This window comes from Pseudomonas sp. GL_091 (assembly GCF_057837725.1).
Map to the genome: position 1 here is coordinate 5,359,860 of NZ_CM174451.1, position 24,812 is coordinate 5,384,671.

General features: G+C 60.1%; 27 protein-coding genes. 14 read left to right on the plus strand and 13 right to left on the minus strand.

Annotated elements, in window-relative coordinates; genetic code table 11:
* The first annotated feature begins 6 nt into the window (after nt 1-6).
* Nucleotides 7-192, plus strand: a complete 186-nt coding sequence (locus AC3ITY_RS24285; RefSeq protein WP_489305472.1) for a hypothetical protein — start codon at nt 7-9, stop codon at nt 190-192.
* Here AC3ITY_RS24285 and AC3ITY_RS24290 read toward each other — a convergent pair whose 3' ends face one another.
* Both AC3ITY_RS24290 and AC3ITY_RS24295 read right to left on the minus strand, forming a co-directional pair.
* Nucleotides 193-675, minus strand: coding sequence for a GAF domain-containing protein (locus tag AC3ITY_RS24290; RefSeq protein WP_008002666.1), 483 nt, complete (start codon nt 673-675; stop codon nt 193-195). It abuts the gene before it with no gap.
* On the minus strand, nt 672-1,562 hold the full coding sequence (locus AC3ITY_RS24295) for an ATP-binding protein (protein WP_489305474.1): 891 nt from the start codon (nt 1,560-1,562) through the stop codon (nt 672-674). Before AC3ITY_RS24295 ends, AC3ITY_RS24290 begins: the two co-directional genes overlap by 4 nt.
* A gap of 124 nt (nt 1,563-1,686) precedes the next feature.
* Between AC3ITY_RS24295 and AC3ITY_RS24300 the strand changes: the two genes are divergently transcribed.
* Nucleotides 1,687-4,050 (plus strand): hybrid sensor histidine kinase/response regulator, encoded by a 2,364-nt coding sequence (locus AC3ITY_RS24300; protein ID WP_489305475.1) that lies wholly within the window; start codon nt 1,687-1,689, stop codon nt 4,048-4,050.
* Here the strand turns inward: AC3ITY_RS24300 and AC3ITY_RS24305 are convergent.
* The 3 genes from AC3ITY_RS24305 to msrB form a co-directional block, all read right to left on the minus strand.
* Nucleotides 4,034-4,495, minus strand: a complete 462-nt coding sequence (locus AC3ITY_RS24305) for a MarR family winged helix-turn-helix transcriptional regulator (RefSeq protein ID WP_489305476.1) — start codon at nt 4,493-4,495, stop codon at nt 4,034-4,036. The two genes, AC3ITY_RS24300 and AC3ITY_RS24305, sit on opposite strands and share 17 nt — an antisense overlap.
* The gene (locus tag AC3ITY_RS24310; protein WP_056727098.1) at nt 4,492-4,977 is read right to left on the minus strand and encodes a glutathione peroxidase; all 486 of its coding nucleotides are present in this window, start codon (nt 4,975-4,977) and stop codon (nt 4,492-4,494) included. The genes AC3ITY_RS24305 and AC3ITY_RS24310 overlap by 4 nt, the downstream gene beginning before the upstream one ends.
* Nucleotides 4,978-5,079: 102 nt before the next feature.
* Nucleotides 5,080-5,475: a peptide-methionine (R)-S-oxide reductase MsrB gene (gene msrB / locus AC3ITY_RS24315; RefSeq protein ID WP_223456290.1), complete on the minus strand. Its 396-nt coding sequence runs from the start codon at nt 5,473-5,475 to the stop codon at nt 5,080-5,082.
* Between the two features lie 226 nt (nt 5,476-5,701).
* Between msrB and AC3ITY_RS24320 the strand changes: the two genes are divergently transcribed.
* Together AC3ITY_RS24320 and htpX are read left to right on the plus strand one after the other, a co-directional pair.
* Nucleotides 5,702-6,913, plus strand: coding sequence for a pyridoxal phosphate-dependent aminotransferase (locus AC3ITY_RS24320; protein WP_007973513.1), 1,212 nt, complete (start codon nt 5,702-5,704; stop codon nt 6,911-6,913).
* Nucleotides 6,914-7,230: 317 nt separating this feature from the next.
* Nucleotides 7,231-8,121, plus strand: a complete 891-nt coding sequence (htpX, locus tag AC3ITY_RS24325; RefSeq protein WP_007973520.1) for a protease HtpX — start codon at nt 7,231-7,233, stop codon at nt 8,119-8,121.
* A 185-nt stretch (nt 8,122-8,306) separates the two neighbouring features.
* On the opposite strand, the gene AC3ITY_RS24330 is transcribed toward htpX, so the two are convergent.
* Nucleotides 8,307-8,963, minus strand: a complete 657-nt coding sequence (locus tag AC3ITY_RS24330; RefSeq protein WP_489305478.1) for a thiopurine S-methyltransferase — start codon at nt 8,961-8,963, stop codon at nt 8,307-8,309.
* Nucleotides 8,964-9,065: 102 nt separating this feature from the next.
* On the opposite strand from AC3ITY_RS24330, the gene AC3ITY_RS24335 reads away from it, so the two are divergent.
* Complete coding sequence (locus AC3ITY_RS24335) at nt 9,066-9,833, plus strand: DODA-type extradiol aromatic ring-opening family dioxygenase (protein WP_489305480.1); 768 nt, start codon at nt 9,066-9,068, stop codon at nt 9,831-9,833.
* A 186-nt stretch (nt 9,834-10,019) separates the two neighbouring features.
* On the opposite strand, the gene AC3ITY_RS24340 is transcribed toward AC3ITY_RS24335, so the two are convergent.
* Entirely contained in the window at nt 10,020-11,693 is a 1,674-nt protein-coding gene (locus AC3ITY_RS24340) for a DEAD/DEAH box helicase (protein WP_150726297.1), read from the minus strand.
* Nucleotides 11,694-12,115: 422 nt separating this feature from the next.
* Here AC3ITY_RS24340 and AC3ITY_RS24345 point away from each other — a divergent pair, with 422 nt between their 5' ends.
* Complete coding sequence (locus AC3ITY_RS24345) at nt 12,116-12,907, plus strand: crotonase/enoyl-CoA hydratase family protein (protein ID WP_489305481.1); 792 nt, start codon at nt 12,116-12,118, stop codon at nt 12,905-12,907.
* 47 nt (nt 12,908-12,954) lie between these two features.
* Here AC3ITY_RS24345 and AC3ITY_RS24350 read toward each other — a convergent pair whose 3' ends face one another.
* The gene (locus AC3ITY_RS24350) at nt 12,955-13,710 is read right to left on the minus strand and encodes a spermidine synthase (RefSeq protein WP_108229894.1); all 756 of its coding nucleotides are present in this window, start codon (nt 13,708-13,710) and stop codon (nt 12,955-12,957) included.
* Nucleotides 13,711-13,860: 150 nt separating this feature from the next.
* Between AC3ITY_RS24350 and AC3ITY_RS24355 the strand changes: the two genes are divergently transcribed.
* Nucleotides 13,861-15,207: a class II 3-deoxy-7-phosphoheptulonate synthase gene (locus AC3ITY_RS24355; protein WP_489305483.1), complete on the plus strand. Its 1,347-nt coding sequence runs from the start codon at nt 13,861-13,863 to the stop codon at nt 15,205-15,207.
* Nucleotides 15,208-15,308: 101 nt separating this feature from the next.
* Here the strand turns inward: AC3ITY_RS24355 and AC3ITY_RS24360 are convergent, their stop codons facing one another.
* Together AC3ITY_RS24360 and AC3ITY_RS24365 are read right to left on the minus strand one after the other, a co-directional pair.
* Nucleotides 15,309-16,538, minus strand: coding sequence for a winged helix-turn-helix domain-containing protein (locus AC3ITY_RS24360; RefSeq protein WP_489305484.1), 1,230 nt, complete (start codon nt 16,536-16,538; stop codon nt 15,309-15,311).
* A 64-nt stretch (nt 16,539-16,602) separates the two neighbouring features.
* Nucleotides 16,603-16,818, minus strand: coding sequence for a DUF1127 domain-containing protein (locus tag AC3ITY_RS24365; RefSeq protein ID WP_007983517.1), 216 nt, complete (start codon nt 16,816-16,818; stop codon nt 16,603-16,605).
* A 95-nt stretch (nt 16,819-16,913) separates the two neighbouring features.
* Here AC3ITY_RS24365 and AC3ITY_RS24370 point away from each other — a divergent pair, with 95 nt between their 5' ends.
* The gene (locus tag AC3ITY_RS24370) at nt 16,914-17,768 is read left to right on the plus strand and encodes a LysR substrate-binding domain-containing protein (protein WP_489305485.1); all 855 of its coding nucleotides are present in this window, start codon (nt 16,914-16,916) and stop codon (nt 17,766-17,768) included.
* Here AC3ITY_RS24370 and AC3ITY_RS24375 read toward each other — a convergent pair.
* Nucleotides 17,758-18,507 (minus strand): sulfite exporter TauE/SafE family protein, encoded by a 750-nt coding sequence (locus AC3ITY_RS24375; protein ID WP_489305486.1) that lies wholly within the window; start codon nt 18,505-18,507, stop codon nt 17,758-17,760. The genes AC3ITY_RS24370 and AC3ITY_RS24375 overlap by 11 nt on opposite strands.
* Before the next feature lie 111 nt (nt 18,508-18,618).
* Between AC3ITY_RS24375 and AC3ITY_RS24380 the strand changes: the two genes are divergently transcribed.
* From AC3ITY_RS24380 to AC3ITY_RS24395, 4 genes are all read left to right on the plus strand, one after another.
* Entirely contained in the window at nt 18,619-19,575 is a 957-nt protein-coding gene (locus tag AC3ITY_RS24380) for a LysR family transcriptional regulator (RefSeq protein WP_489305487.1), read from the plus strand.
* Between the two features lie 67 nt (nt 19,576-19,642).
* Nucleotides 19,643-20,107 (plus strand): MarR family winged helix-turn-helix transcriptional regulator, encoded by a 465-nt coding sequence (locus tag AC3ITY_RS24385; protein ID WP_489305488.1) that lies wholly within the window; start codon nt 19,643-19,645, stop codon nt 20,105-20,107.
* A 267-nt stretch (nt 20,108-20,374) separates the two neighbouring features.
* Nucleotides 20,375-20,794, plus strand: a complete 420-nt coding sequence (locus tag AC3ITY_RS24390) for an organic hydroperoxide resistance protein (protein ID WP_046031808.1) — start codon at nt 20,375-20,377, stop codon at nt 20,792-20,794.
* Between the two features lie 34 nt (nt 20,795-20,828).
* Nucleotides 20,829-21,845, plus strand: a complete 1,017-nt coding sequence (locus tag AC3ITY_RS24395) for an alpha/beta hydrolase (protein WP_489305489.1) — start codon at nt 20,829-20,831, stop codon at nt 21,843-21,845.
* Nucleotides 21,846-22,022: 177 nt separating this feature from the next.
* Here the strand turns inward: AC3ITY_RS24395 and AC3ITY_RS24400 are convergent, their stop codons facing one another.
* Both AC3ITY_RS24400 and earP read right to left on the minus strand, forming a co-directional pair.
* The gene (locus AC3ITY_RS24400) at nt 22,023-22,592 is read right to left on the minus strand and encodes an elongation factor P (RefSeq protein WP_007943632.1); all 570 of its coding nucleotides are present in this window, start codon (nt 22,590-22,592) and stop codon (nt 22,023-22,025) included.
* Nucleotides 22,593-22,640: 48 nt separating this feature from the next.
* A complete protein-coding gene (gene earP, locus AC3ITY_RS24405) occupies nt 22,641-23,783 on the minus strand; it encodes an elongation factor P maturation arginine rhamnosyltransferase EarP (RefSeq protein WP_489305490.1) in 1,143 nt (380 codons plus the stop codon).
* A gap of 124 nt (nt 23,784-23,907) precedes the next feature.
* Between earP and AC3ITY_RS24410 the strand changes: the two genes are divergently transcribed.
* Complete coding sequence (locus AC3ITY_RS24410) at nt 23,908-24,318, plus strand: hypothetical protein (protein ID WP_489305491.1); 411 nt, start codon at nt 23,908-23,910, stop codon at nt 24,316-24,318.
* Between the two features lie 2 nt (nt 24,319-24,320).
* Nucleotides 24,321-24,803, plus strand: coding sequence for a GreA/GreB family elongation factor (locus AC3ITY_RS24415; protein WP_223456276.1), 483 nt, complete (start codon nt 24,321-24,323; stop codon nt 24,801-24,803).
* The last annotated feature ends 9 nt before the right edge of the window (nt 24,804-24,812 follow it).

Genomic DNA, 24,812 nt, shown 5'->3' on the forward strand with positions numbered 1-24,812 from the left:
CTATGCTTGGACCCTCAGCAGGGTGTTGACCGTCATGGAGAAACCCGCAAGCGCGATGTCTGGATCAGCTACTGGCAGGCCATTGCCCTGGGTGGTGACGTGTCTAGTCCTGAAATAGGTTTACACCTGTTTCACCCTAACGCCCGCTGCACCACATCGGGCTTGCTGGCCAACGCCGGCCTGGCGTCTTGATCAGCAGTCAGTCAGGCGCAGGAAAATCGCCGCCAGCTGTTCGATTCCGGCCTGGTCCTGCGCAGTGAAGCGGGCGAGCTTCGGACTGTCGAGGTCGAGCACTCCGATCAATCGGCCGTCCTTGACCAGCGGCACCACCAGTTCGCTGTTCGAGGCGCTGTCACAGGCAATGTGACCAGGGAACGCATGCACATCTTCGACTAGCTGGGTCTGCAAGGTGGCTGCCGCCGTCCCGCATACGCCGCGGCCGAACGGAATTCGCACGCAAGCGATCTGCCCCTGAAACGGGCCCAGCACCAGCTCTTCATTGCGGTTGAGGTAGAAACCGGCCCAATTCAAGTCATCGAGTTGGTTGAACAGAAACGCCGAGAACTGTGCGGCATTGGCGATGAAATCCCGCTCGTCCGCCAGCAATGATTCCAGCTGCGCGTGCAGCATGCCGTAGCCTTCGAGGCCCTGGCCGCTTTTTTGTAAATCGATCATGCCTTGTGCTCCAACAGCTTCAGCCCGACCCAATAACGGGCAAATTGATAGGCGCAACGCCCATTGCGATTGCCTCGGCCGGTGGCCCAGCGTACCGCCAGAATGTCCAGCTCTTCGCTGCGCTGCCACGCCAGTCCGGCCTTGCCGGCCAACTGGCCGATCCAGTGCTCGACGACGTTGAGGAAATGTTCCTGGGTAAACGGATAGAATGACAGCCACAGGCCGAAGCGGTCCGACAGCGCGATCTTGTCTTCCACCGCCTCGCTCGGATGCAGTTCGCCGTCGACCCGTTTCCAGTTTTCGTTGTCGCTTTCCTTTTCCGGCACCAGGTGGCGACGGTTGGAGGTGGCGTACAGCAAAACGTTGTCCGGTGCCTGTTCCAGCGAGCCATCAAGGACGCTTTTGAGCACTCGGTAATCACCCTCGCCCGACTCGAACGAGAGGTCGTCGCAAAACAGCACGAAACGCTGGGGCAGCTTGCCGATCTGTTCGACCACTCGCGGCAGGTCTGCCAGGTGATCACGCTCAATTTCGATCAGGCGCAAACCGGCTTGGGCGTGCTCGGCCAACAAGGCGCGCACCAGCGATGACTTGCCGGTGCCGCGCGAGCCCCAGAGCAAGGCGTGGTTGGCCGGCATGCCGTCGAGGAACTGCTGGGTATTGCGCCCAAGCTGCTCGACTTGCCGGTCGACGCCGATGAGGTCCGACAAACGCATGTCGAGGCTGACCTCCAGCGGCATCAGATAACCACCGCGCGACTCACGCTGCCAGCGCGCGGCCAGGCTTTGCGTCCAGTCGATGGCTGGCCGCGGTGCCGGCAGCAACGGCTCGATGCGGGCCAGAACGGCATCGGCGCGTTCAAGAAAAGCATTCAATCGGGAATCCACGACTTCTCCTCGGGCACGTTCACAGTAATGATGGTGATACAGCGACGAAACACAGCGTCACACAAGCGGCTGCCCCCCGCAGTACAGGCCTCGCGAGAGCATCAGTAGGCAGGCATGATCGGCTATGCTTGAGCAGCGAAAGGAAACAGAAGTGGTTCACCCCCCCATGGATATCAAATTCACCAACCGGCTGTCATTCAAGCAAGCCCGGCTTACCGTGCTGGTTGGTTTCATTCTGGGCACGCTGCTCAGCCTGCTGCAAATAGGCATCGATTATGCCAGTGAAGACGCCTCCATCAATCGTGAAATCCTTTCATTACTGGAAATCAGCCACAACCCGGCCTCGCGAATCGCCTACAACATCGACGCCGAACTCGCCAAGGAACTGACCCTGGGCCTGCTGCGTTCACCGGCGATCATTGGCGCGAAACTGACTGACAACAACGGCATTGTGCTGGCCAACGTCAAGCGACCCGGTGTGGAAAATGGTTACCGGATGCTCAGTGACTTCCTGTTCGGCGCCAATCGACAGTTCGAAGACCGACTTTACCTGGATCATTTACCCAACGAATCCCTGGGTACGCTGCGGCTGAACGTCGACACTTACGCCTTCGGCGACCGGTTCCTGCGCCGGGCCGAAGTGACCCTGCTCAATGGGTTCGCCCGCAGCCTGCTGCTGTCCGGCATCCTGCTGGCACTGTTCTATGTGATGCTGACCAAACCCCTGGTGCGGGTCATCCGTGAACTCAGCGGTCGCGACCCGAGCAGCACCGAGCCGACCTCACTGGAGTGTCCCGCCGGGCACGCCAACGATGAGATCGGCGTGCTGGTCAAAGTTGCCAACCAGCAATTCAAGAACATCACCACCGAAATCCAGCAGCGGCGCAACGCGGAAAACCGCCTGACCGAGTACCTCGGCCAACTGGAAAACATCGTCTCGGCCCGCACTGCCGAACTCAAGGCGATCAATGCCCGGCTGAGCCAATCCAATGAGGAACTGGAAGCCGCCCGCAGTACCGCCCTCGACATGGCCGAAGCCCGCTCGGTGTTTCTGGCCAACATGAGCCATGAAATCCGCACCCCCCTCAATGGCTTGCTCGGGATGATCGCGTTGTCCCTCGACGGGCCGCTGAATGCCGAACAACAGCAGCAACTGTCGATCGCCCATGACTCGGGCAAAGTGCTGGTGGAACTGCTCAACGATATTCTCGATTTGTCGAAGTTCGATGCCGGCCAACTCGAACTCGAACACATCCCCTTCGACCTCGGTTCGCTGATCGAAGACACCGCCAACCTGTTGTCGCAGAACGCCGCCCCCAGCGTCGAACTGACCTGCCTGATCGATCCGCATTTCCCGGCACTGGTGCTCGGTGACCCGACCCGGGTGCGGCAGATCGTCAGTAATCTGCTGTCCAACGCCCTCAAATTCACCCGTTTCGGGCGGGTCGACGTGCGCCTGTCGACGTTCGGCGACGGCGTCAGAATCGAAGTGTGCGACACCGGCATCGGCATCCCCCAGGATGCCCAGGTCAAGATCTTGCAGCCCTTCACCCAGGCCGGTGCCGGTATTACCCGCCAGTTTGGCGGCACCGGGCTGGGCCTGGCCCTGACCTACAACCTTTGCGAAGCCATGCAAGGGCGCCTGACGATCAGCTCCGAGCCGGGTTTTGGCAGCCAGTTCTGCGCGGATTTGCCATTGCCCAGCCATACCCGTGCAATGCCTGCTGTTTTGCTCAAGGGCAAAGTCATCGCCATCACGGCCGCCAGTAGCGGGCTAGGCGAACTGTTGAACAGCCTGTTGCCTGGTTGGGGGCTGAACTATGAACGGCGCTCCATGGATGACCCACTGCTTGGCCTGGCAGCCGACGTACTCATCACCGACTGCCCCGAATGCCTGTTCAATTTGCGCCCCACCCTCAGCGCACCGATCCTGCTGATCACCGCTTATGGCAATTTCATGCCCAGCGAAGAGGCCAACGCCCTCGCCCCCTTGCAACAACAGGCCCGCCCTTTGGCCCGCAATACGCTGCTTCAGACGTTGCGGCGGATCCTGCAACCGCAAACCCACCCGATCAACGAGGCCCGACTCGACACGCAATGCCCGCAACGCCGCGGGCGCGTGCTGCTGGTGGAAGATAATCCGGTCAACCAGTTGGTGGCCAAGGGCATGCTCGGCAAACTGGGCTGCGAGGTCACCACCGCGGCTCATGGTGGAGAGGCCCTGGATCAACTCGAGCAACGGAGTTTCGACCTGGTGCTGATGGACTGCAACATGCCGGTGATGGACGGCTATGAAGCCAGCCGGCAAATCCGCCGCAGCGGACGCTGGCCTCAACTGCCCATCGTCGCCCTGACGGCCAACGCCATGTCAGAGGAGCGCGAACGCTGTCGTGCCGCAGGCATGAGCGACTACCTGGCCAAACCCTTCCGGCGGGAAGAACTGGCCGCCCTGCTGGATTTGTGGATCCCCGCTACGACAGTGCCTTGATCTGCCCCAACAGGTGATCGAGGCCATCGCGCAAGTCGTTGAGACGATTCAGATCGACCCCGCTGTCGCACAACAGGCGCGCCTTGAGTGGCCCGACCTGATCGCGCAAGGCCATGCCGGCCGACGACAGGCTCAGATGCACTTCACGCTCATCGCGCGCTGAACGCTGACGTTGCACCAGTTGCAGTTGTTCGAGGCGCTTGAGCAAGGGTGTCAGCGTGCCGGAATCCAGGGCCAAACGCTCGCCCAATGCCTTGACGGTCGGTTGCTCCGGGGCCGCTTCCTGCCACTCCCACAACACCAGCATCGCCAGGTACTGAGGGTAAGTCAGGCCCAACTGATCGAGCATTGGCTTGTAGGCGCGAATCACCGCCCGGGAAGCCGCGTACAGCTTGAAACACAGCTGGCTGTCGAGCTTCAGGGAATCGACTGACAAGGTGTTCATTTGAGCAGGGCTTCGATCTCGCGGGTCAGGTCCTGCGGCTTGGTCGCCGGGGCGAAGCGCTTGACCAGTTGCCCGTCCTTGCCAATCAGGAACTTGGTGAAATTCCACTTGATGCCCTGGGAACCCAGCACCCCCGGTGCGCGCTTTTTCAATTGCACGAACAACGGATGGGCGTCGGCACCATTGACGTCGATCTTTTTGAACAGCGGGAAGCTGACACCGAAGTTCAGCTCGCAGAATTCGGAGATCGCCCCTTCGTTGCCCGGTTCTTGCTTGCCGAACTGGTTGCAGGGAAAACCGAGCACCACCAGGCCCTGGTCCTTGTAGGTCTGCCACAGCTCTTCCAGGCCTTTGTACTGCGGAGTGAAACCGCATTTGCTGGCCGTGTTGACCACCAGCACGGCTTTGCCGGCGAAATCCGCCAGGGTCTTTTGCTCACCCTTGATGGTGGTGCAAGGGATGCTCAGCAGGTTGTCGCTCATGTTTGAGGTTCCAAGTGAATGGCAGAGATAACAAAATAGCGAGCAATTGAATTGTGTGCAATTTAAATATCGGGAAAGCGATCATCGGATCGCTTCGGGGACTTACTCGCGCGGTACCAGGTCCAGGCACACCGAATTGATGCAATAACGCAGGCCCGTCGGCGGCGGACCATCAGGGAATACATGCCCCAGATGCGCGTCGCATTTGGCGCAGACCACTTCGGTGCGGATCATGCCGTGGCTGGCATCACGGATTTCGGTCATGGCGCTGTCGCCGATCGGCGCATAGAAACTCGGCCAGCCGCAGCCGGAATCGAACTTGGTCCTGGAGTCGAACAGCGGCTCGTTACAGCAGATGCAGTGGTAGACACCGTCGGTCTTGGTGGCGTTGTATTTGCCGGAAAACGGACGTTCGGTGCCTTTGAGGCGGCACACGTTGTACTGCTCTGGATCGAGCATCGCCTTCCATTCTTCCAGGGTTTTTTCCAACTTTTCCATGATCACACCTCAGCGGCTGAAAAAGCCCGATCTGTACCTTTTCCACGGATCGGGCGGCACGTATGATTGCGCCTCGTCAAACGCCAGTCTGGCAGCCAGACCACGCGCATTCAAACGGAAATATGGGTGCTGCATCTCAAGGCGTCAGGCCTGTGTGAATACGCAGGATTCCCAGCACGGTTGCCCAAACGCCGTCTGGATCGTTCATTTTCGGGAACACATCGCCATGCAGGTCAGCAAATCGAACAAGCTCGCCAACGTCTGCTACGACATTCGCGGCCCGGTGCTCAAGCACGCCAAACGCCTGGAAGAGGAAGGCCATCGCATCCTCAAGCTGAACATCGGCAACCCGGCGCCTTTTGGGTTCGAAGCACCGGATGAAATCCTCCAGGACGTGATCCGCAACCTGCCGACCGCCCAGGGCTATAGCGACTCCAAGGGTCTGTTCAGTGCGCGCAAGGCCGTGATGCAGTATTACCAGCAAAAGCAGGTAGAAGGCGTCGGCATTGAAGACATCTACCTGGGCAACGGCGTTTCCGAACTGATCGTGATGTCGATGCAGGCCCTGCTCAACAATGGCGACGAAGTGCTGGTGCCGGCGCCGGACTATCCGTTGTGGACCGCAGCCGTGAGCCTGTCCGGCGGCAATCCGGTGCATTACCTGTGCGACGAGCAAGCCAACTGGTGGCCAGACCTGGCCGACATCAAGGCCAAGATCACCCCGAACACCAAGGCACTGGTGATCATCAACCCGAACAACCCGACTGGCGCGGTGTATTCCAAGGAAGTGCTGCTGGGCATGCTGGAACTGGCCCGCCAGCACAATCTGGTGGTGTTCTCCGACGAGATCTACGACAAGATCCTCTACGACGACGCCGTGCACATCTGCACCGCCTCCCTGGCGCCGGACCTGCTGTGCCTGACCTTCAACGGTCTGTCCAAGTCCTATCGCGTGGCCGGCTTCCGTTCCGGCTGGATCGCCATTTCCGGCCCGAAACACCACGCCCAGAGCTACATCGAAGGCATCGACATGCTGGCGAACATGCGCCTGTGCGCCAACGTGCCGAGCCAGCATGCGATCCAGACCGCCCTCGGTGGCTATCAAAGCATTAATGACCTGGTGCTGCCGCAGGGCCGCCTGCTGGAGCAACGCAATCGCACCTGGGAGTTGCTCAACGACATTCCGGGCGTGAGCTGCGTCAAACCGATGGGGGCGCTGTATGCGTTCCCGCGGATCGACCCCAAGGTCTGCCCGATCCATAACGACGAAAAGTTCGTTCTCGACCTGCTGCTCTCCGAGAAGTTGCTGGTGGTTCAAGGCACCGCATTCAACTGGCCATGGCCAGACCACTTCCGCGTCGTGACCCTGCCCCGTGTCGATGACCTGGAGATGGCCATCGGACGCATCGGCGGCTTCCTCAAGTCCTACCGCCAGTAAGCGGCCAGTCACCGTGCGACGCTCCTGCACGTCGCACGGTGATTGATCCGGCAACATTTGTTTGCACTCCGCGACTGGCAGCCCCTTTGCCCGTTGCCGGATAGCGCCTTGCCTGCTCGCGCCTAACAAAGGCGGGGGCCTGCGACATGAATTGACTGACAAACTCTTCCCGCATACTCGTCGGAAATGCCCTGCAAGCAGCTAGACTGTTGCCGTAGGACACAGTTTGAAATAGTCACCCGGTTGAATACCCCGGTGCAGCACCTTATATACCCCGCAGTACGCTACATCTTTAGTATGAGGAGATTTCTACAACCATGATGCGCATCCTGCTGTTCTTGGCCACTAACCTGGCGGTCGTGCTGATTGCCAGCATCACCCTGAGCCTTTTCGGCTTCAACGGGTTCATGGCGGCCAATGGGGTTGACCTCAACCTCAATCAGCTGCTGATTTTCTGTGCGGTCTTTGGTTTCGCCGGTTCGCTGTTCTCGCTGTTCATCTCCAAGTGGATGGCGAAGATGAGCACCAGCACCCAGATCATCACCCAGCCACGCACCCGCCACGAGCAATGGCTGCTGCAAACCGTCGAGCAACTGTCCCGCGAAGCCGGGATCAAGATGCCCGAAGTCGGTATCTTCCCGGCCTACGAGGCGAACGCCTTCGCCACCGGCTGGAACAAGAACGACGCATTGGTCGCAGTCAGCCAGGGGTTGCTCGAGCGCTTCTCGCCGGATGAAGTGAAAGCCGTCCTGGCCCACGAAATCGGCCACGTAGCCAATGGCGACATGGTTACCCTGGCGCTGATCCAGGGCGTGGTGAACACCTTCGTGATGTTCTTCGCACGGATCATCGGCAATTTCGTCGACAAGGTGATCTTCAAGAACGAAGAAGGCCAAGGCATTGCCTACTACGTAGCGACCATCTTCGCCGAACTGGTTCTGGGCATCCTGGCCAGCGCCATCGTCATGTGGTTCTCGCGCAAGCGCGAGTTCCGTGCCGACGAAGCCGGCGCAAACCTGGCCGGTACCGCCGCAATGATTGGCGCCCTGCAACGCCTGCGGGCGGAACAAGGGCTGCCGGTGCACATGCCCGATACCCTGAACGCCTTCGGTATCAACGGTGGCATCAAGCAAGGGTTCGCTCGCATGTTCATGAGCCACCCGCCGCTGGAAGAGCGTATCGACGCTCTGGCTCGTCGTCGGGGCTAATACACTCCACAGCAAAGTAAAAGGCCCGCAGCGATGCGGGCCTTTTTTGTCTGCTGGAATGTTTCGGTGTTTTTCAGGGCCTCTTCACGGGCAAGCCCGCTCCCACAGGGGATCGCGGTCAAATGTGGGAGCGGCGGTGCGACGATTCGACTTGCTCGCGAAGGGGCCAGTGCAGCTAACCGTTCCTACCGACTGGAAACCCGATACACCCGCTCCTCCAGCCGCGTGACACCTGCCTCCAGAAACTTCCCACTCTCGCTCAACACATCCTGATCTTCCAGGATCTTCAGCACCCATGAGTCCCCGAACAACCGCCGCACCTCATCATCGAGTACAGCAAACGGTGGGCCGGGCATTTGCGCCTGGTCATAGTCCAGGGTAATCACCAGGCCATGGGACTCCCTCGGCAGTATCCGCTTCAAATGGGCAGCGTAGCGCTCTCGCATTTCCGCCGGCAGCGCGATCAACGCCGCGCGATCATAAAGTGCAGAACAATCAGCCACATCGCCTGCCGTCAGCTCGAAGAAATCGCCGCACCACAGTTCAATGGAACCTGCCCGATAAACCTTGAACGGCCCCTGCTCGCTGACGGCCGGATCAAAGCCATGTTCGCTGAAAAACTCCTCGACGGCTTTTTCCGACAGTTCGACTCCCAGGACCTCATGGCCTTGATGGGCGAGCCATAGCAAATCCAGGCTTTTTCCACATAACGGCACCAACACGCGCGCACCGTCTTCAAGGCTTAACGCTGGCCAGAACCGCTTCAGATGAGGGTTCACCTGCGGCAGGTGAAAGCCGATCTGGTTCGCCGCCCATTTCTTGTGCCAAAACTCAGGCTGCATAATTAACCCCGAAAATTCGATCAAAACACCCTAAAACTTATATTAGATTTAGATTAATGATCTGACTGAAGATGTTGCATCTTAACTCTCAGGAGCTCATTCATGTTCCCCAGCCTGTACATATCCCACGGCTCCCCCATGCTCGCCCTGGAACCCGGTGCCAGCGGGCCGGCACTCGCCCGCCTGGCTGCCGAAATACCGAAGCCAAAAGCCATCGTGATTGTGTCTGCGCACTGGGAAAGCAATGAGCTATTGGTCAGCGGCAATCCACAACCGGAAACCTGGCATGACTTCGGCGGCTTCCCCAAAGCGCTGTTTGAGGTCCAGTACCCGGCTCCCGGCGATCCACGACTCGCCGCAGAGGTTGCCGAGGTATTGAAAACCGCTGGCTTTGCTGCTCGTATCGACAGCAATCGGCCTTTCGACCATGGCGTCTGGGTGCCTTTATCGCTGATGTACCCGCAAGCAGACATCCCGATTGTCCAGGTTTCGCTGCCCACCCGTGGCGGTCCCGCCCTGCAGACCCGTGTTGGCCACGCGCTGGCCAGCCTGCGCGAGCATGGCGTCCTGCTGATCGGCTCCGGCAGCATCACCCACAACCTGCGGGAACTGGACTGGCATGCCGGCCCCGAGAGCGTTGAGCCCTGGGCCCAGGCATTTCGCGACTGGATGATCGAGAAACTCGCAGCGAATGACGAAGCCGCGCTGCACGACTATCGCGCGCAGGCGCCAAACGCTGTACGCAATCATCCGAGTGATGAGCACTTGTTGCCGTTGTACTTTGCCCGCGCTGCCGGGGGGCAGTTCAGCGTTGCTCACCAAGGGTTCACCATGGGTGCGCTGGGCATGGACATTTACCGCTTCGGTTAACCCAAGGACCGAGTCGCCCCCATCGCGAGCAGGCTCGCTCCCACAGGGGATCGCATTCCAATGTGGGAGCGAGCCTGCTCGCGATGGCTGCAACACAATTCGAACGCCGAACACAAAACAGCAGGCAAAAAAATCCCCGAACCAGTCGGGGATTTTTTATGTTCGATCAATCAGCCCGAGAGCGGATCAATCTTCGCGGTAGCGACGCAGCTTCAACTGCTTACCGGCAACGCGAGTGTCCTTCAGCTTGGTCAGCAACTTCTCAAGACCATCTTCCGGCAGCTCGACGAGGCTGAAGCTGTCACGCACCTGGATGCGACCGATCGCTTCACGCGCCAGACCACCCTCGTTGAGGATGGCGCCCAGCAGGTTCTTGGCAGCGATACCGTCACGCGCGCCCAGCGCGGTACGGCAACGTGCACGGCCTTCGCCCAGTGGCATCGGAGCGCGACGCTCGCGGTCACCACGCTCAGGACGATCACCGGAACGCTCTGGACGATCGCCACGCGGTGCATTGTTCGGCACCAGTGGACGTTCTTTCTCGATAGCAGCCAGGGTCAGCGCTTGAGCGTTGGTAGCCTTGCGCAGCAGAGCAGCGGCCAGGGCACGCGGGGTGCAACCGATGTCGGCGGTCAGACGATCCAGCAGATCGCCATGAGTCGATTCGGCATCAGCAACCAGCGGCGACAGGCTGTTGGTCAGCTTCTTGATGCGCGCATCCAGAACGGCTTGAGCGTCCGGCAGGCGAACTTCAGCAACCTTTTGACCGGTTACACGCTCGATCACTTGCAGCATGCGGCGCTCACGCGGAGTCACCAGCAGCAGTGCACGACCTTCGCGACCGGCACGGCCGGTACGGCCGATACGGTGAACGTAGGACTCTGGATCGTACGGCATGTCAACGTTGAACACGTGAGTGATGCGCGGAACGTCCAGGCCACGAGCAGCAACGTCGGTCGCCACAACGATGTCCAGACGGCCATCCTTGAGGGAATCGATCACGCGCTCACGCTGGTTCTGGGCGATGTCACCGTTCAGCGCAGCGGCTTTGTAGCCTTTGGCTTCCAGGGCACTGGCCAGATCCAGGGTCGCTTGCTTGGTACGCACGAACATGATCAGGGCGTCGAAATCTTCCACTTCCAGCAAGCTGAGAACGGCAGAAGTCTTCTGGTCAGCGTGAACCAACAGGTGAGCCTGTTCGATCGCGGTAACGGTCTGGGTCTTGGTCTGGATCTTCACGTGTTGCGGATCGCGCAGGTGGCGTTCAGCAATGGCACGGATCGACTGCGGCAGGGTGGCCGAGAACAATACAGTCTGACGGGTGACAGGCAAGGCCTTGAAGATAACTTCCAGGTCGTCCATGAAGCCCAGTTTGAGCATTTCGTCGGCTTCGTCGAGAACCAGGTGGTTCACGGTCGCCAGTACTTTTTCGTCGCGACGCAGGTGGTCGCACAGACGGCCCGGAGTGGCGACAACGATCTGTGCGCCATTACGGATTGCTTTCAGCTGTGGGCCCATCGGCGCGCCGCCGTAGACAGCCACAACAGTTACGCCCGGCATTTGCTTGGCGTAGGTTTCGAAAGCGGTTGCAACTTGTAGCGCCAACTCACGAGTTGGGGCCAGGATCAGGGCTTGCGGTTCGCGCTTTGCAGGATCGATGCGATGCAGGATCGGCAGGGCGAACGCAGCGGTTTTACCCGTACCGGTTTGCGCCTGACCAATCATGTCGTGACCGGCCATGATGATCGGGATCGATTGCTGCTGAATAGCCGATGGCTCTTCGTAGCCAGTCGCGGTGACGGCTGCAAGAATATTCGGATTAAGATTAAAAGCGGCGAAGCCGCCGGTTTCCTGGGTCATGGGTCTGCCTCTAAGTGCATCCGCAAAGACCCATGCTCCAAAGCTGCGCGTGCCGTGTTGAGACTCAAGAGTCGCCCTGGCAGCTTTGTCGGCGGGGATTTGCGAAAACGAATGAATGAAAAGAATCGTCAAGGGAGAGTCCGCTGGGCGGACGTGCAGCCGAAGCTGGCTTCGGGGAATTGCGCTACCTAAACGCGGCCCGGTTAAAGGCCGGCGCGCACTATACCGGAATTCGCTCAAAAAGGGAGCTTTTTTTATCGAAAATCCACCGGATACGCCGTTGTGTCACAGGCTTTGCGAATAATCGATCAGCCGTCTACTTTTCAAAGGCCCGGCCATGCGGGTGACGGCGCTAAAACGGTTCACCCTTTGCCGTGCAGACCGCCGGTCTGGCACGCCTTTCCCACCCCGAGGATCGCTCCATGAATCAGCCCAGCTCCAGTCGAGTCAGCCGCGAACGGCATGGTCATGTGTTCCTGATCGGCCTGGATCGGGTGGCCAAGCGCAACGCCTTCGATCTCGACCTGCTCAACGCGTTGAGTCTGGCCTATGGCGAGTTCGAAGCCGACAGCGAGGCGCGGGTGGCGGTGGTGTTCGCTCATGGCGAGCATTTTACCGCCGGGCTCGACCTGGTCAATGCCGGCACCACGCTCGCAGACGGCTGGCAGGCTCCGCCCGGCGGCTGTGATCCGTGGGGGGTGTTCGCAGGTCCCCGGGTCAGCAAACCGGTGATTGTCGCCGCCCAAGGCTATTGCCTGACCATCGGCATCGAATTGATGCTGGCCGCCGACATCAACCTGTGCGCCAGCAACACCCGGTTCGCGCAGATGGAAGTGCAACGCGGGCTCTTCCCGTTCGGCGGCGCCACCCTGCGTCTGCATCAAGTCTCCGGCTGGGGAAATGCCATGCGCTGGTTATTGACCGGTGATGAATTCGACGCCCGTGATGCCCTGCACCTGGGATTGGTGCAGGAAGTCATGGCCAGTGAGGACTTACTACCCAGGGCGATTGAACTGGCCGAACGGATCGCCCGCCAGGCACCGCTTGGGGTGCAGGCGACGCTGATGTCTGCGCGACAGGCCCGGTATGAAGGGGAAACCGCCGCGGCACAGGCGTTGCCGCTGCTAGTCAAGAAGTTGATGGCTAGCGAGGACGTCAAGGAAGGTGTGCGGTCGATGGTGGAGCGGCGGCCTGGGGTCTTCAAAGGGCTTTGATTTTCATACTGGTTTTGATGGCCCGTTCGCGGGCCATCAGAGACAACTCATGTCGCCGGACGAATGCACTTGATCAACGAATCCAGCGAATACCCCAACCGCGGCGCCAGCGCTTCGGCGCGGGCGATCAGGCCATCCATGTCCAGTTCCTGGTCCAGCTCCGACGGCACGATCAGAATCACGTTGCCCTCCTTCACCGGCAGTTCCCAGTAATGTCGATGGTACAAACCGCGCAACAAGGCGGCGCCCAGGGGTTTGCCATCGTCGGTGGCCCACTGATTGATGACCAGCCAGCCACCCGGATTCAATCGCTTCTGGCAGTTTTCCAGAAAGCTCCAGGCCAGATGACCGACACCCGGACCGACATCGGTATAAAGGTCGACGAAAATCAGGTCCGCCGATTCGGCGGTGTCCAGCAGCTCCAGCGCATCGCCAACACGGATGTACAGACGCGGATCATCATCCAGCCCCAGATATTCAATGGCCAGGCGCGGTACATCCGGGCGTAGTTCGATGGCTTCGACATCTTCCAGCGGCAGGAACTTGAGGCAGGCCTGGGTCAGCGTCCCGGCACCGAGGCCGAGAAACAGCGCGCTTTCCGGTTGCTCGTGGCACAGCGCACCGATCAGCATCGCCCGGGTGTAGTCGTACTCGAGCCAGCTCGGATCGGCCGTGAACACGCAGCTTTGCTCGATGGCATCACCGAACTCGAGAAAACGGTAATCGGCCACTTCCAGCACACGAATCACGCCGAACTCGTCCTGTACCTCGGCGAGCAGATGCTCGACGCGCTCCTCAGTCATTTCATCTCCTGATCGTCACCGGGGCCGGCAACGCAATAACACCGCGTGTAGAGAGCGGCAAAGGCGAGATTGTCGGCGAAGCGACGGGAACAGGTCACGCACTAATTTGCTGATAACATGGACGTCCGAGCGAAAACACTAGAGACCGTGATGAGCCAACCCTGGAGCCCTGACAGCTGGCGCGCCCTGCCGATCCAGCAACAACCCCAATACCCCGACGCCGCGCATTTGCAGCAGGTCGAGCAGACCCTGGCCAGCTATCCGCCGCTGGTGTTTGCCGGCGAAGCCCGGGAGTTGCGCCGTCAGTTTGCCGAGGTGACCCAGGGCCGCGCGTTTCTGTTGCAGGGTGGCGACTGCGCCGAAAGCTTCGCCGAGTTCTCCGCGGCGAAAATCCGCGACACCTTCAAGGTGTTGTTGCAGATGGCAATCGTGATGACCTTTGCCGCCGGCTGCCCGGTGGTCAAGGTCGGGCGCATGGCCGGGCAGTTCGCCAAACCGCGTTCGGCCAACGACGAAACCATCGATGGCGTGACCTTGCCCGCCTACCGCGGCGACATCGTCAACGGTATCGGTTTCGACGAAAAAAGCCGCGTACCGGACCCGGAACGCCTGCTGCAGTCCTATCACCAGTCCACCGCCACCCTGAACCTGTTGCGCGCGTTCGCCCAGGGCGGGTTTGCCGATCTGCATCAGGTGCACAAGTGGAACCTGGACTTCATTGCCAACTCGGCGCTGGCGGAAAAATACAGCCACCTGGCCGACCGCATCGATGAGACCCTGGCGTTCATGCGCGCCTGCGGCATGGACAGTTCGCCGCAGTTGCGCGAAACCAGTTTCTTCACCGCCCACGAAGCGCTGCTGCTGAACTACGAAGAAGCCTTCGTGCGTCGCGACAGCCTGACCAACGATTACTACGACTGCTCGGCCCACATGCTGTGGATCGGCGACCGCACCCGCCAGCTCGACGGCGCCCACGTCGAATTCCTGCGCGGGGTGAACAATCCGATCGGGGTCAAGGTCGGCCCGAGCATGAACCCCGACGACCTGATTCGCTTGATCGACGTGCTCAACCCGCAGAACGATCCGGGTCGCCTGAACCTGATCGCGCGGATGGGCACGAACAAGGTCGGCGATCACTTGCCGCAGCTGATCCGCGCCGTCCAGCGCGAAGGCAAGCAGGTGCTGTGGAGTTCCGACCCGATGCACGGCAACACCATCAAGGCCAGCAGCGGCTACAAGACCCGCGACTTTGCGCAGATCCTTGGCGAGGTGAAGCAGTTCTTCCAGGTGCACGAAGCCGAAGGCAGTTATGCCGGTGGTATCCACATCGAAATGACCGGGCAGAACGTGACCGAGTGCATCGGTGGTGCGCGGCCGATCACCGAGGATGGCTTGTCGGATCGCTACCACACCCATTGCGACCCACGGATGAATGCCGATCAGTCGCTGGAACTGGCGTTTTTGATTGCCGAGACTCTGAAGCAGGTTCGGCGCTAAATCCCGGCGCCCTTATCGCGAGCAGGCTCGCGCCCACATTGGACCGCGTTCCCCTGTGGGAGCGAGCCTGCTCCGGGCGGCGATCCGACGAAGAGGCCAGCTCAGTCACCATCAATCTGTGCCAGTGCCACCCGCAACCTTGCCGCACTCGCCCGCGGGCAATTGAGCTGAACCTGCGCCAACCCCAGCCAATCCGCCATCTGCCGCAGATTGACCGCCAACGCCAGCATCCCCTCCTCATCCAGCCCCGCTTCCTCTTCATGCACGGCATGCACTGCCAAACGGCCCGCCCCCCGTTCGGCGCGCAGATCGACCCGTGCAGCAATCCGCTCGTTGTGCAAAAACGGCAGGACGTAATAGCCGTACACCCGTTTGTCCTGCGGCGTGTAGATCTCCAATCGATAGCGGAAATCAAACAGCCGCTCGGTCCGGCTGCGCTCCCAGATCAGCGAATCGAACGGCGAGAGCAATGCACTGGCGACGACTTTGCGCGGCACTTTTGGCTCGGGCAGACAATAGGCCGGTTGCCGCCAGCCCTGGACTTCGCAGGTCAACAATTCCCCGGCCTCGACCAACTCGGCCAAACGTGGGCGGCTGTCCGCAGGGTTCAAGCGGAAATAGTCACGCAAGTCCTTCTCCGTACCGACCCCCAAGGCCATTGCCGCATGCCGCAACAGGCCGCGCTGGGCGTCGTCTTCACTCAGGACGGGGTGTGCAAGCACCTCTGAAGGAATCACCCGCTCCGGCAGATCGTAGAGCCTTTCGAATCCGCGCCGTCCGGCAACGGTCACTTCACCGGCAGCGAACAACCATTCAAACGCGTGTTTTTCCGCGCTCCAGTCCCACCAGGGACCGGCTCGTTCCTGACGGGTCGACAGGCTCCCGGCGCCCAGCGCCCCCTGCTCCTCGACCGAAGCCAGCACCTTGCGAATGGTGTCTTGCTGTTCACGACCAAAGCGCGCCAATTGCTGATAAATGTCTTCGCCACGGCTCGCACGCTGCATGCGCCAACGCATCAACGGGTACATGGAAAGTGGCAACAACGAGGCTTCATGACCCCAATACTCGAACAACGTACGGCGCCGGCCCTGACTCCAGGCAGCCTGGTCGAGCAAATTGGAGGAATAATTGCCGAGACGGGAAAACAGCGGAAGGTAGTGCGAACGCACCAATGCATTGACCGAATCGATCTGCAGAATGCCCAGCCGTTCGATCAGGCGATTGAGCGCAATAGCCTTGATCGCCGCTGGCGGCGACCGCCCGTTGAACCCTTGGGCGGCCAGCGCCAGACGCCGAGCCTGTTTGAGGGTAAAGGACAATGTTGCGGGCATGGGTGCCTCCTTGTCTGCTCGCAACCTACCTCACCGGTAAGGGGTTTGTGTAGCGTGGCCTTCATCATTTATGCATCGGGTCATTCCAGAACGGTTTGATCGACTCGTTCTCCACATCCGCACGGCTCATGCCGATGTCCTTGAGTGCTTCGTCGCTCAAGCTCGCCAGCAGTTCGCGCTCGCGATGCAGTTCGTACCAGCGGCCGACCTTGTGCAGCAGATCGGATATCACGTGAATCGAGTGTTTTTCTGCACCATGGAACTCATGTTGACCTTTCATCTTGTTGCCCTCCGTTTGGATGGCTCCAGTCTCGCGCCGGGTCTAAGATCAATCCAACGAATGTTTCTGATGTAACATATCTCGGAGATTGATGGATGTCCGCCTACCCGAGTATCGATACCGAAGTGTTGCGCACCTTCGTCGCCATCGCCGACCAGGGCGGCTTTACCCGCGCCGGCGAAATGGTCAACCGCACCCAGTCAGCCGTCAGCATGCAGATGAAACGACTGGAAGAAGATGTGCTGCAGCGCCAGTTGTTCCAGCGCGACGGGCGGCAGGTGCGGCTGACGGCCGAAGGCCAGGTATTGCTGGGCTATGCGCGGCGGATCCTCAAGTTGCACAGTGAGGTCTTCAACACCCTGCGTGAGCCCGACATGGTCGGCACCGTGCGCATCGGCACGCCGGACGATTATGTGATGCGGTTCCTCCCGGGGATTCTGCGCCGGTTTGCCCAGTCTTACCCGCTGATTCAGATAGAAGTGCACTGCGAATCATCAAAACAACTGCTGATGCGCCAGGACCTCGACCTGTCCATCGTGACCCGCGAACCGGGCAGCGAAATCGGTCAACTATTGCGCAAGGAACGTTTTGTCTGGGCCGAGGCGCAATGCTACAGCGCTCACGAACAGACGCCGCTGCCCCTGGCGATGTTCAACAGTGATTGCTTCTGCCGCCTGTGGGCCTGCAATGCCCTGGATGCCCGGGGGCGTGATTACCGGGTGGCGTACAACAGCGACAGCCTGTCGGCGATCATGGCAGTAGTCAGCGCCGGCCTGGCCGTCACGGCGCAGCTTGAAAGCCTGATCACCGCGGACATGCGCATCCTCGGTGAGGCCGAGGACCTGCCGCTGCTGCCCGAGGCCAGCATCATGCTCGTGCGTAACCTGCATAACCCGTCGCCGATAACCGAGTGCCTGGCCGAGCACATCATCGATGGCTTCAAACTTTGAAGGCGAGCATCACCGCACAGAACACCAGGAACCCGCAAAACAGCCCGCGCAGCAGCCGCTCCGGCAATGCGTGGGCAACCTTCACGCCCCAACTGATGCTCATCAGCCCGCCGACCGCCAAGGGTAAGCCGATCACCCAGATGACCTGATGGTGCGCGGCGTAAGTCACCAGTGTCACCCCCGTACTCGGCAAGGCCAGCGCCAACGACAACCCCTGCGCAACCACCTGGCTGGTGCCGAACAGACTGGTCAGCACCGGTGTCGCCACCACCGCGCCCCCAACGCCGAACAACCCGCCCATCGTGCCGGATGCAGCGCCGAGCATGCCCAGCCAGGGCCATGAATAGTTCATCTGCGAAGCCGGCGGAGCGCTGGCGGCGAACATGCGAACGAGGTTGTACGCCGACAGCGCGATCAGAAACGCGACAAAGCCTATGCGCATGGTTTGCGCATCAATGCCCACCGCCCAGATCGATCCGAGCCAGGCGAAGCAGAACCCCATGATGGCCAGCGGTAACGCGTGGCGCAGCTCGATCCGGTTGCGCTGATGATAGCGCCACAGCGCCAGCATCACGTTCGGCACCACCATCACCAGCGCGGTGCCTTGGGCTATCTGCTGATCGAGTCCGAACAGCACGCCCAGCAGCGGAATGGCGATCAGGCCGCCGCCGATGCCAAACAACCCGCCGAGTGTGCCCAACGCAGCGCCGAACAGCAGATACATCAATAACTCAATCACAGCCTTTTCCCCGTTGCCGTCAGGCCTTTGATCCTACGCAGTTGCTTCTGGCACGGAAACGCACAGCAACGCACAATGGCTGTGCCAAATTCGCACAGGCGCAAACCTGCCATGAACCCCAATCAACTGACCGACCAACTGACCTTGTTCCTCGACGTGCTGGAAACCGGCAGTTTTTCCGCCGCCTCGCGCCGTCATCCGCTGACCCCTTCGGCCGTGGCACGGCGTATCGACAGCCTGGAAAGTGCGGTCGGCAGTCAATTGCTCCTGCGCAGCACTCATGCTGTACGTGCCACCCCGGCGGGGTTGGCCTTTGCCGAGCGCGCACGGCGGATCGTCGCCGAGTTGCGCCTGGCCCGGGCCGAGGCGGTGTCCCTGAGCAGCGCGCCGGAAGGCCTGATTCGTATCGATGCGCCGGCAGCCTTTGGTCGCCGGCACCTGGCACCGGTGATTGCCGATTTCCTGATGCTCTACCCCGGGCTCGATGTGCAACTGCACTTGATCGACAGCTTCGTCGACATGCAGGGCCTGAACCTCGGCAAGGTCGATCTGGTGCTGCGCGCCGGGCAATTGGCCGACACCCGGCTGGTGGCCACGTCACTGGCGAGCATAGTGCGCATCGCCTGCGCCAGCCCCGATTATTTGCGGCGGCGCGGCGTGCCGACCGAGCCGTCACAGCTGATTGAACACGATGGACTCGACTGGGATGGCCTGGCCCCGCCCTTCGCCTGGCGTTTCGAGCACGACGGACAAATGCAGTTGCACCGGCCAGCGCGGATCCGCATGAGCGCCAACAATGCCGAGGCGCTGGTGTGCGGCGCATTGGCCGGACTGGGTATCGCGCATCTGCCGACCTGGCTGGCCAGCGAGTACCTGTTGCGCGGTGAGTTGCTGCCGCTGTTCTGCGACAGCGGCCTGCCGAAACCGGAAAGCGCCGGCATCTATGCCTTGCGCCTGGAACAGCAACCCAACTCCCGCAGTCGCTTATTGCTGGAGTACCTGAAAACCCGCTTCAGCCCCGTTCCGCCCTGGGATCTGGTGTTGCAAACCCATTTGCAACGGCACTGATCAAAATTATCTGGCGCATTAAAGATTCGCCCGCTAGATTCTTCAGATCACAGATCAAGGCTTCGACATGACCACCGAGCGCAACACCCCGGACAACTGCGACAACCTGCTGCTGGACAATCAGGCCTGCTTCGCCCTGCATTCCACTTCGCTGATGATGACCAAGGTCTACAAACCCTTGCTGCAAGCGCTGGGCCTGACCTACCCGCAATACCTGGCGATGATGGTGTTGTGGGAAAGGGACGGTTTAACGGTAGGTGAAATCAGCACGCGGTTGCTGACCGATCCTGGATCGTTGACGCCGCTGCTCAAGCGCCTGGAAGCCGAAGGTCTGCTCAGCCGAACCCGCAGCCGTGAAGATGAGCGGGTGGTGATCGTCGAACTCACCGAACAGGGCCGGGCATTGCGCGACAAGGCCCGTGATGTTCCCCAGTGCATCCTCGGCGCCAGCGGGATGACCGTGGAGCGCCTGCAAAACCTGCAAGCGGAACTGCAAGAACTGCGTCGTCACCTGCAAGACAGCCTGATCTAAAGCGCATCATCCATTCCTGTGGGAGCGGCACCCGAAAAATCGGGCTCGCCACCTCCTCCTGAAAAAATTCCCGCTGAAAAAATCCCCCCTCGATAGCTCTAACTCAACGCTTACAACCAAAACTACCCCATCGCCCTTTCGTTTTTTTCAAATTCCTTCGAAATTTTATCTTGCGCGCAAAACATTAGCGCGATACATTCATTCCGCACTTACTTAGCGCGCAAACATTTAGCGCAACAACACAAAACCCCGAACGAGGCTTTCACCATGCAAACTCTCTACACCGCAATCGCAACTTCCACCGGTGGCCGTGACGGTCGTGCGGTTTCCAGCGACAACATCCTCGACGTCAAACTTGCCACGCCGAAAGAACTCGGTGGTGCCGGTGGTGCAGCCACCAACCCTGAGCAGCTGTTCGCCGCCGGCTACTCCGCCTGCTTTATCGGTGCCCTGAAATTCGTGGCCAGCCAGACCAAGCGCAGCATCCCGAACGACGCTTCGATCACCGCCCACGTCGGCATCGGCCAGATCCCTGGCGGCTTCGGTCTGGACATCGACCTGCACATCAGCCTGCCGGGTCTTGAACAAGCCGACGCACAAGCACTGGTCGACGCGGCCCACCAGGTCTGCCCGTATTCCAACGCCACCCGTGGCAACGTCGATGTGCGTCTGCACGTAACCGTCTAAGCGCTGGCTACCCAGGCCCGAACAGGAAACGAACATGAACACTTTCAGCAAAGTCTTGACCGGTACCCTTCTCGCCTTGTCCATCAGCAACGCGTTTGCAGGTACCGGGGTTGAACACAACACCCAGGCATTCCTCGACGTTCTGAACGCCGGCACCGGCAAGCCGATGGAGCAAATGACGCCCGCCGAGGCCCGCGCCGTTCTGGTAGGCGCGCAGGCCGGGGTCAAGTTGACGCTGCCAAAAGCCGATGTCAGCCAGAAGACCATTCAAGTCGACGGCCAACCGATCAGCCTGACCATCGTCCGGCCGGCCGGGGTCAATGGCGAGCTGCCGGTGTTCATGTTCTTCCACGGCGGTGGCTGGGTGCTGGGGGACTTCCCGACCCACGAACGGCTAGTGCGTGACCTGGTGACGGGTTCGGGTGCAGCGGCGGTGTTCGTGAACTACACGCCATCGCCGGAAGCGCATTACCCGGTGGCGATCAACCAGGCTTACGCCGCAACCCGATGGGTGGCCGAGCACGGTAAAGAGATCAATGTCGATGGCCAGCGCCTGGCGGTAGCCGGCAACAGTGTCGGCGGCAACATGGCGGCGGTGGTTGCGCTGATGGCCAAAGACAAGGGCACTCCGGCGATCAAGTTCCAGGTGCTGCTGTGGCCGGTGACTGATGCCAACTTCGAAACGGCGTCCTACAACCAGTTTGCCGAGGGGCACTTTCTCACCAAAAACATGATGAAGTGGTTCTGGGACAACTACACCACCGACGCCAATCAGCGGAACGAGATCTACGCCTCGCCATTGCGCGCGACCACCGCCCAGTTGAAAGGATTGCCACCTGCCCTGGTGCAGACCGCCGGTGCCGACGTGTTGCGCGACGAAGGCGAAGCCTACGCCCGCAATCTGGACGAGGCCGGTGTGCCGGTCACTGCGGTTCGCTACAACGGCATGATCCACGACTACGGTTTGCTCAACGTGGTGAGCCAGGTGCCTGCGGTGCGCTCGGCGATGCTGCAGGCTTCTGAAGAGCTGAAACAACACCTGAAGAAATAACGCAGTACCCCCTGTGGGAGCGAGCCTGCTCGCGAAGGCGGCGTGTCAGGCAATGATGATGTGTCTGGCAAACCGCCTTCGCGAGCAGGCTCGCTCCCACAGAGGTTCAACGCAGATTCTGAAAGGCACAAAAAAGCCCGACTCAATGGTCGGGCTTTTTCATTCCTCAAGCTGTGCTTATTTGGCACGGCCTTTGTAGGAACCGCCTTCGCGGGTATCGATCTCGATCATGTCGCCGATTTCGATGAAGTCAGCAACCGACAGCTCGGTACCGTTCTTCAGTTTGGCAGGCTTCATCACCTTGCCGGAAGTGTCGCCGCGAGCGGAACCTTCGGTGTAGTCAACCTGACGCACGATGGTGGTCGGCAGCTCTACGGAAACCAGACGCTCTTCGAAGAAGATCGCTTCGCAAACATCGGTCATGCCTTCTTCAACGAAAGGCAGAACGGCTTCGATGTCTTCAGCGTTCAGCTCGTACATGGTGTAGTCGGTGGTGTCCATGAACGTGTAGGTGTCGCCGCTGATGAAGGACAGGGTCGCTTCTTTGCGGTCGAGGATTACGTCGTCCAGTTTGTCGTCGGCGCTGTAAACGATCTCGGTCTTGTAACCGGTCAGCAGGTTCTTCAGCTTGGTCTTCATGATCGCGCTGTTACGACCGGACTTGGTGAATTCAGCTTTCTGAACCAGCCAAGGATCGTTTTCGAGACGAATCACGGTCCCGGGTTTCAGTTCTTTACCAGTTTTCATTGCGAATATCCGAATTTGGATGGGATTTACAAAAATCTAGGCCGCGTATCATATCCAATTTCCATAAAACTGTACCAGCGCCGTGGCAAGATCGGCCTGCAAGGCCTGTTCCAGACACCACGCCTCGGCGTGTTTTTCCAGCTCTGGCCAGTGTTTACGGGTGAATTGCCAGTGGTCGGCTATTTTTTCACCAGCGTTCCACGCCCGCCAAAGACCGCTGATCGCCTCCCGCGCAGGCGCAGATAACCCCCTTACGTAAAGTTCGAGGAAGGCTTCGAGCTTGTCCAGGTGGATGTCTTCTTCCTGCTGGTAAATGTGCCAGAGAAATGGCCGGCCCGCCCATTGAGCGCGCACGAAGGAATCTTCGCCGCGCACAGCATTGAAATCGCAGCACCACAGTAACCGATCGTATTGGTCCTGGCGGACGAATGGCAGCACCTGCACGGTCAAGGCATCCCGCACATGCACGGCACCGGCCGCCAAACCCTGCACACCGAGCCAACGCTCGACATCGCCGAGAATCCGCCCTTCCGGTACCAGCAGATGAGTGGCCGTCGAATCGCTCGCCATCCCATCGAGCCAACTGGCCAAACCGGTGTTTTCGTAGGCAAACAATGAAATCAACTGCGTGCCAGGCGCAGGATCAATCCCCAAACCTTGCAGGAATTCTCTTTGAGCCTGCGGGTTTTGCTGAAATTGCCGACGCCGTTCCAGCAACCCTCGCTCACGCAGCAGTCCGCCGGTGCCCTTCTGGAATCCAGGGAAGAAGAAGAACTTCTGCACGCTTTTGTACTTCACCGAGGGCAAGCCGTGGCAGCCGATGACCCAGTCCTCGGCGCTCAGATAGTCGAGATTCATCCACAGCGGCGGCTTTTCCCGTTCGACCATGGCGTCCATATAGGCGCTCGGCAATTGACAGGCAAATGCAGCAATCACCACATCGGCGGCTTCGGTCGGCTGCCACTCGGCGGGCCATTGGCGCACTTCGACGTCGTGATGCCACTGCTGTGCAGCGTGGATGTCGATTTCCGGGCACAGGCGCTCGAACGCTCGCAGGTCATCGACCCATAGACGCACTGCCAGCCCATGTTCGGCCACCAGTTGCCGGGCCAGTCGCCAGGTCACGCCGATGTCGCCGAAGTTGTCGACCACGGTGCAAAAAATATCCCAGCGGGTTTTCATTTCAGGCATTCCAGGCTCCCGTTGGCAAAGGCGCCGATTGTCCGCATAAATTACCCCGTGCAGAAGAGCCGACGGCGATTATTCTTCATGCGACAATCGCCACTCGCCAGTGACCTTTCACCAAGAGGCAATCATGCCCCACCGCCCCACTCCACGCCGATCCTTCCCGATCAGCCTTAACGCCCTGCAACTCACCGGCAGCATCGCCCTCGGCATGTGGCTGGGATTCATTGCCATCGTGCTGACCTGCTGGCTCGCTTCGCGCCTGCTTTTCAGCGAGCAATTGGCGTCTGTGGCGACAGCTGTGGAGCAACTGGCCAAACCACCTGTGGTGGCCCAATCGGTGCCGGACATTCCGCCACAGAGCCCGCTGTTCGACCAATATGAAGAAAACCTGCACAAGAACGAGCAGCAGCAACGACTCGATCAGGCGCACAGCAGCAGTCGCAACCTGTCCAACCCAAGCTGTCAGTTCTGGCTGCAACAGGACCGGACTGCACCCAGCGAAAAAAGCCGCGCCAACGTCCTGCAATTCTGCGATTGATCATGAATAAGCATACCGTCCACCAACTGATTCTCGACAAACTGCGGATCGATCTCGACATCGCCGAACGGGCCGCGCAAACCGCCTACGAAACGGCGACCCACGAAGAAAACATCGCCGAGAACAAGTACGACACCCTGGGGCTGGAAGCGTCCTATCTCGCGGCCGGGCAAGCCAGGCGGGTCGAAGAAATTCGCCAGTCACTGAGCCTCTGCCAGAACCTGGCCCTGCGTCCGTATGACGATCAGCGGGGCATCGAAGTGGGCGCGCTGCTCGGGCTCGAGGACGAAAAGGGGCGCGAACAATGGCTGTTTCTCGCCCCCGATGCAGCCGGATTGAAGGTCGATCTGGTGGGGCAACTGATAACCGTCATCACCCCGCGCTCACCGCTGGGCAAAAGCCTGCTGGGCAAGTTCGAGGGCGATGAGGTGGAGATTATGGTGGCGGGCGCTCGGCAACAGTTCGCTGTCACCGAGGTGGTTTAACCGGCAGGA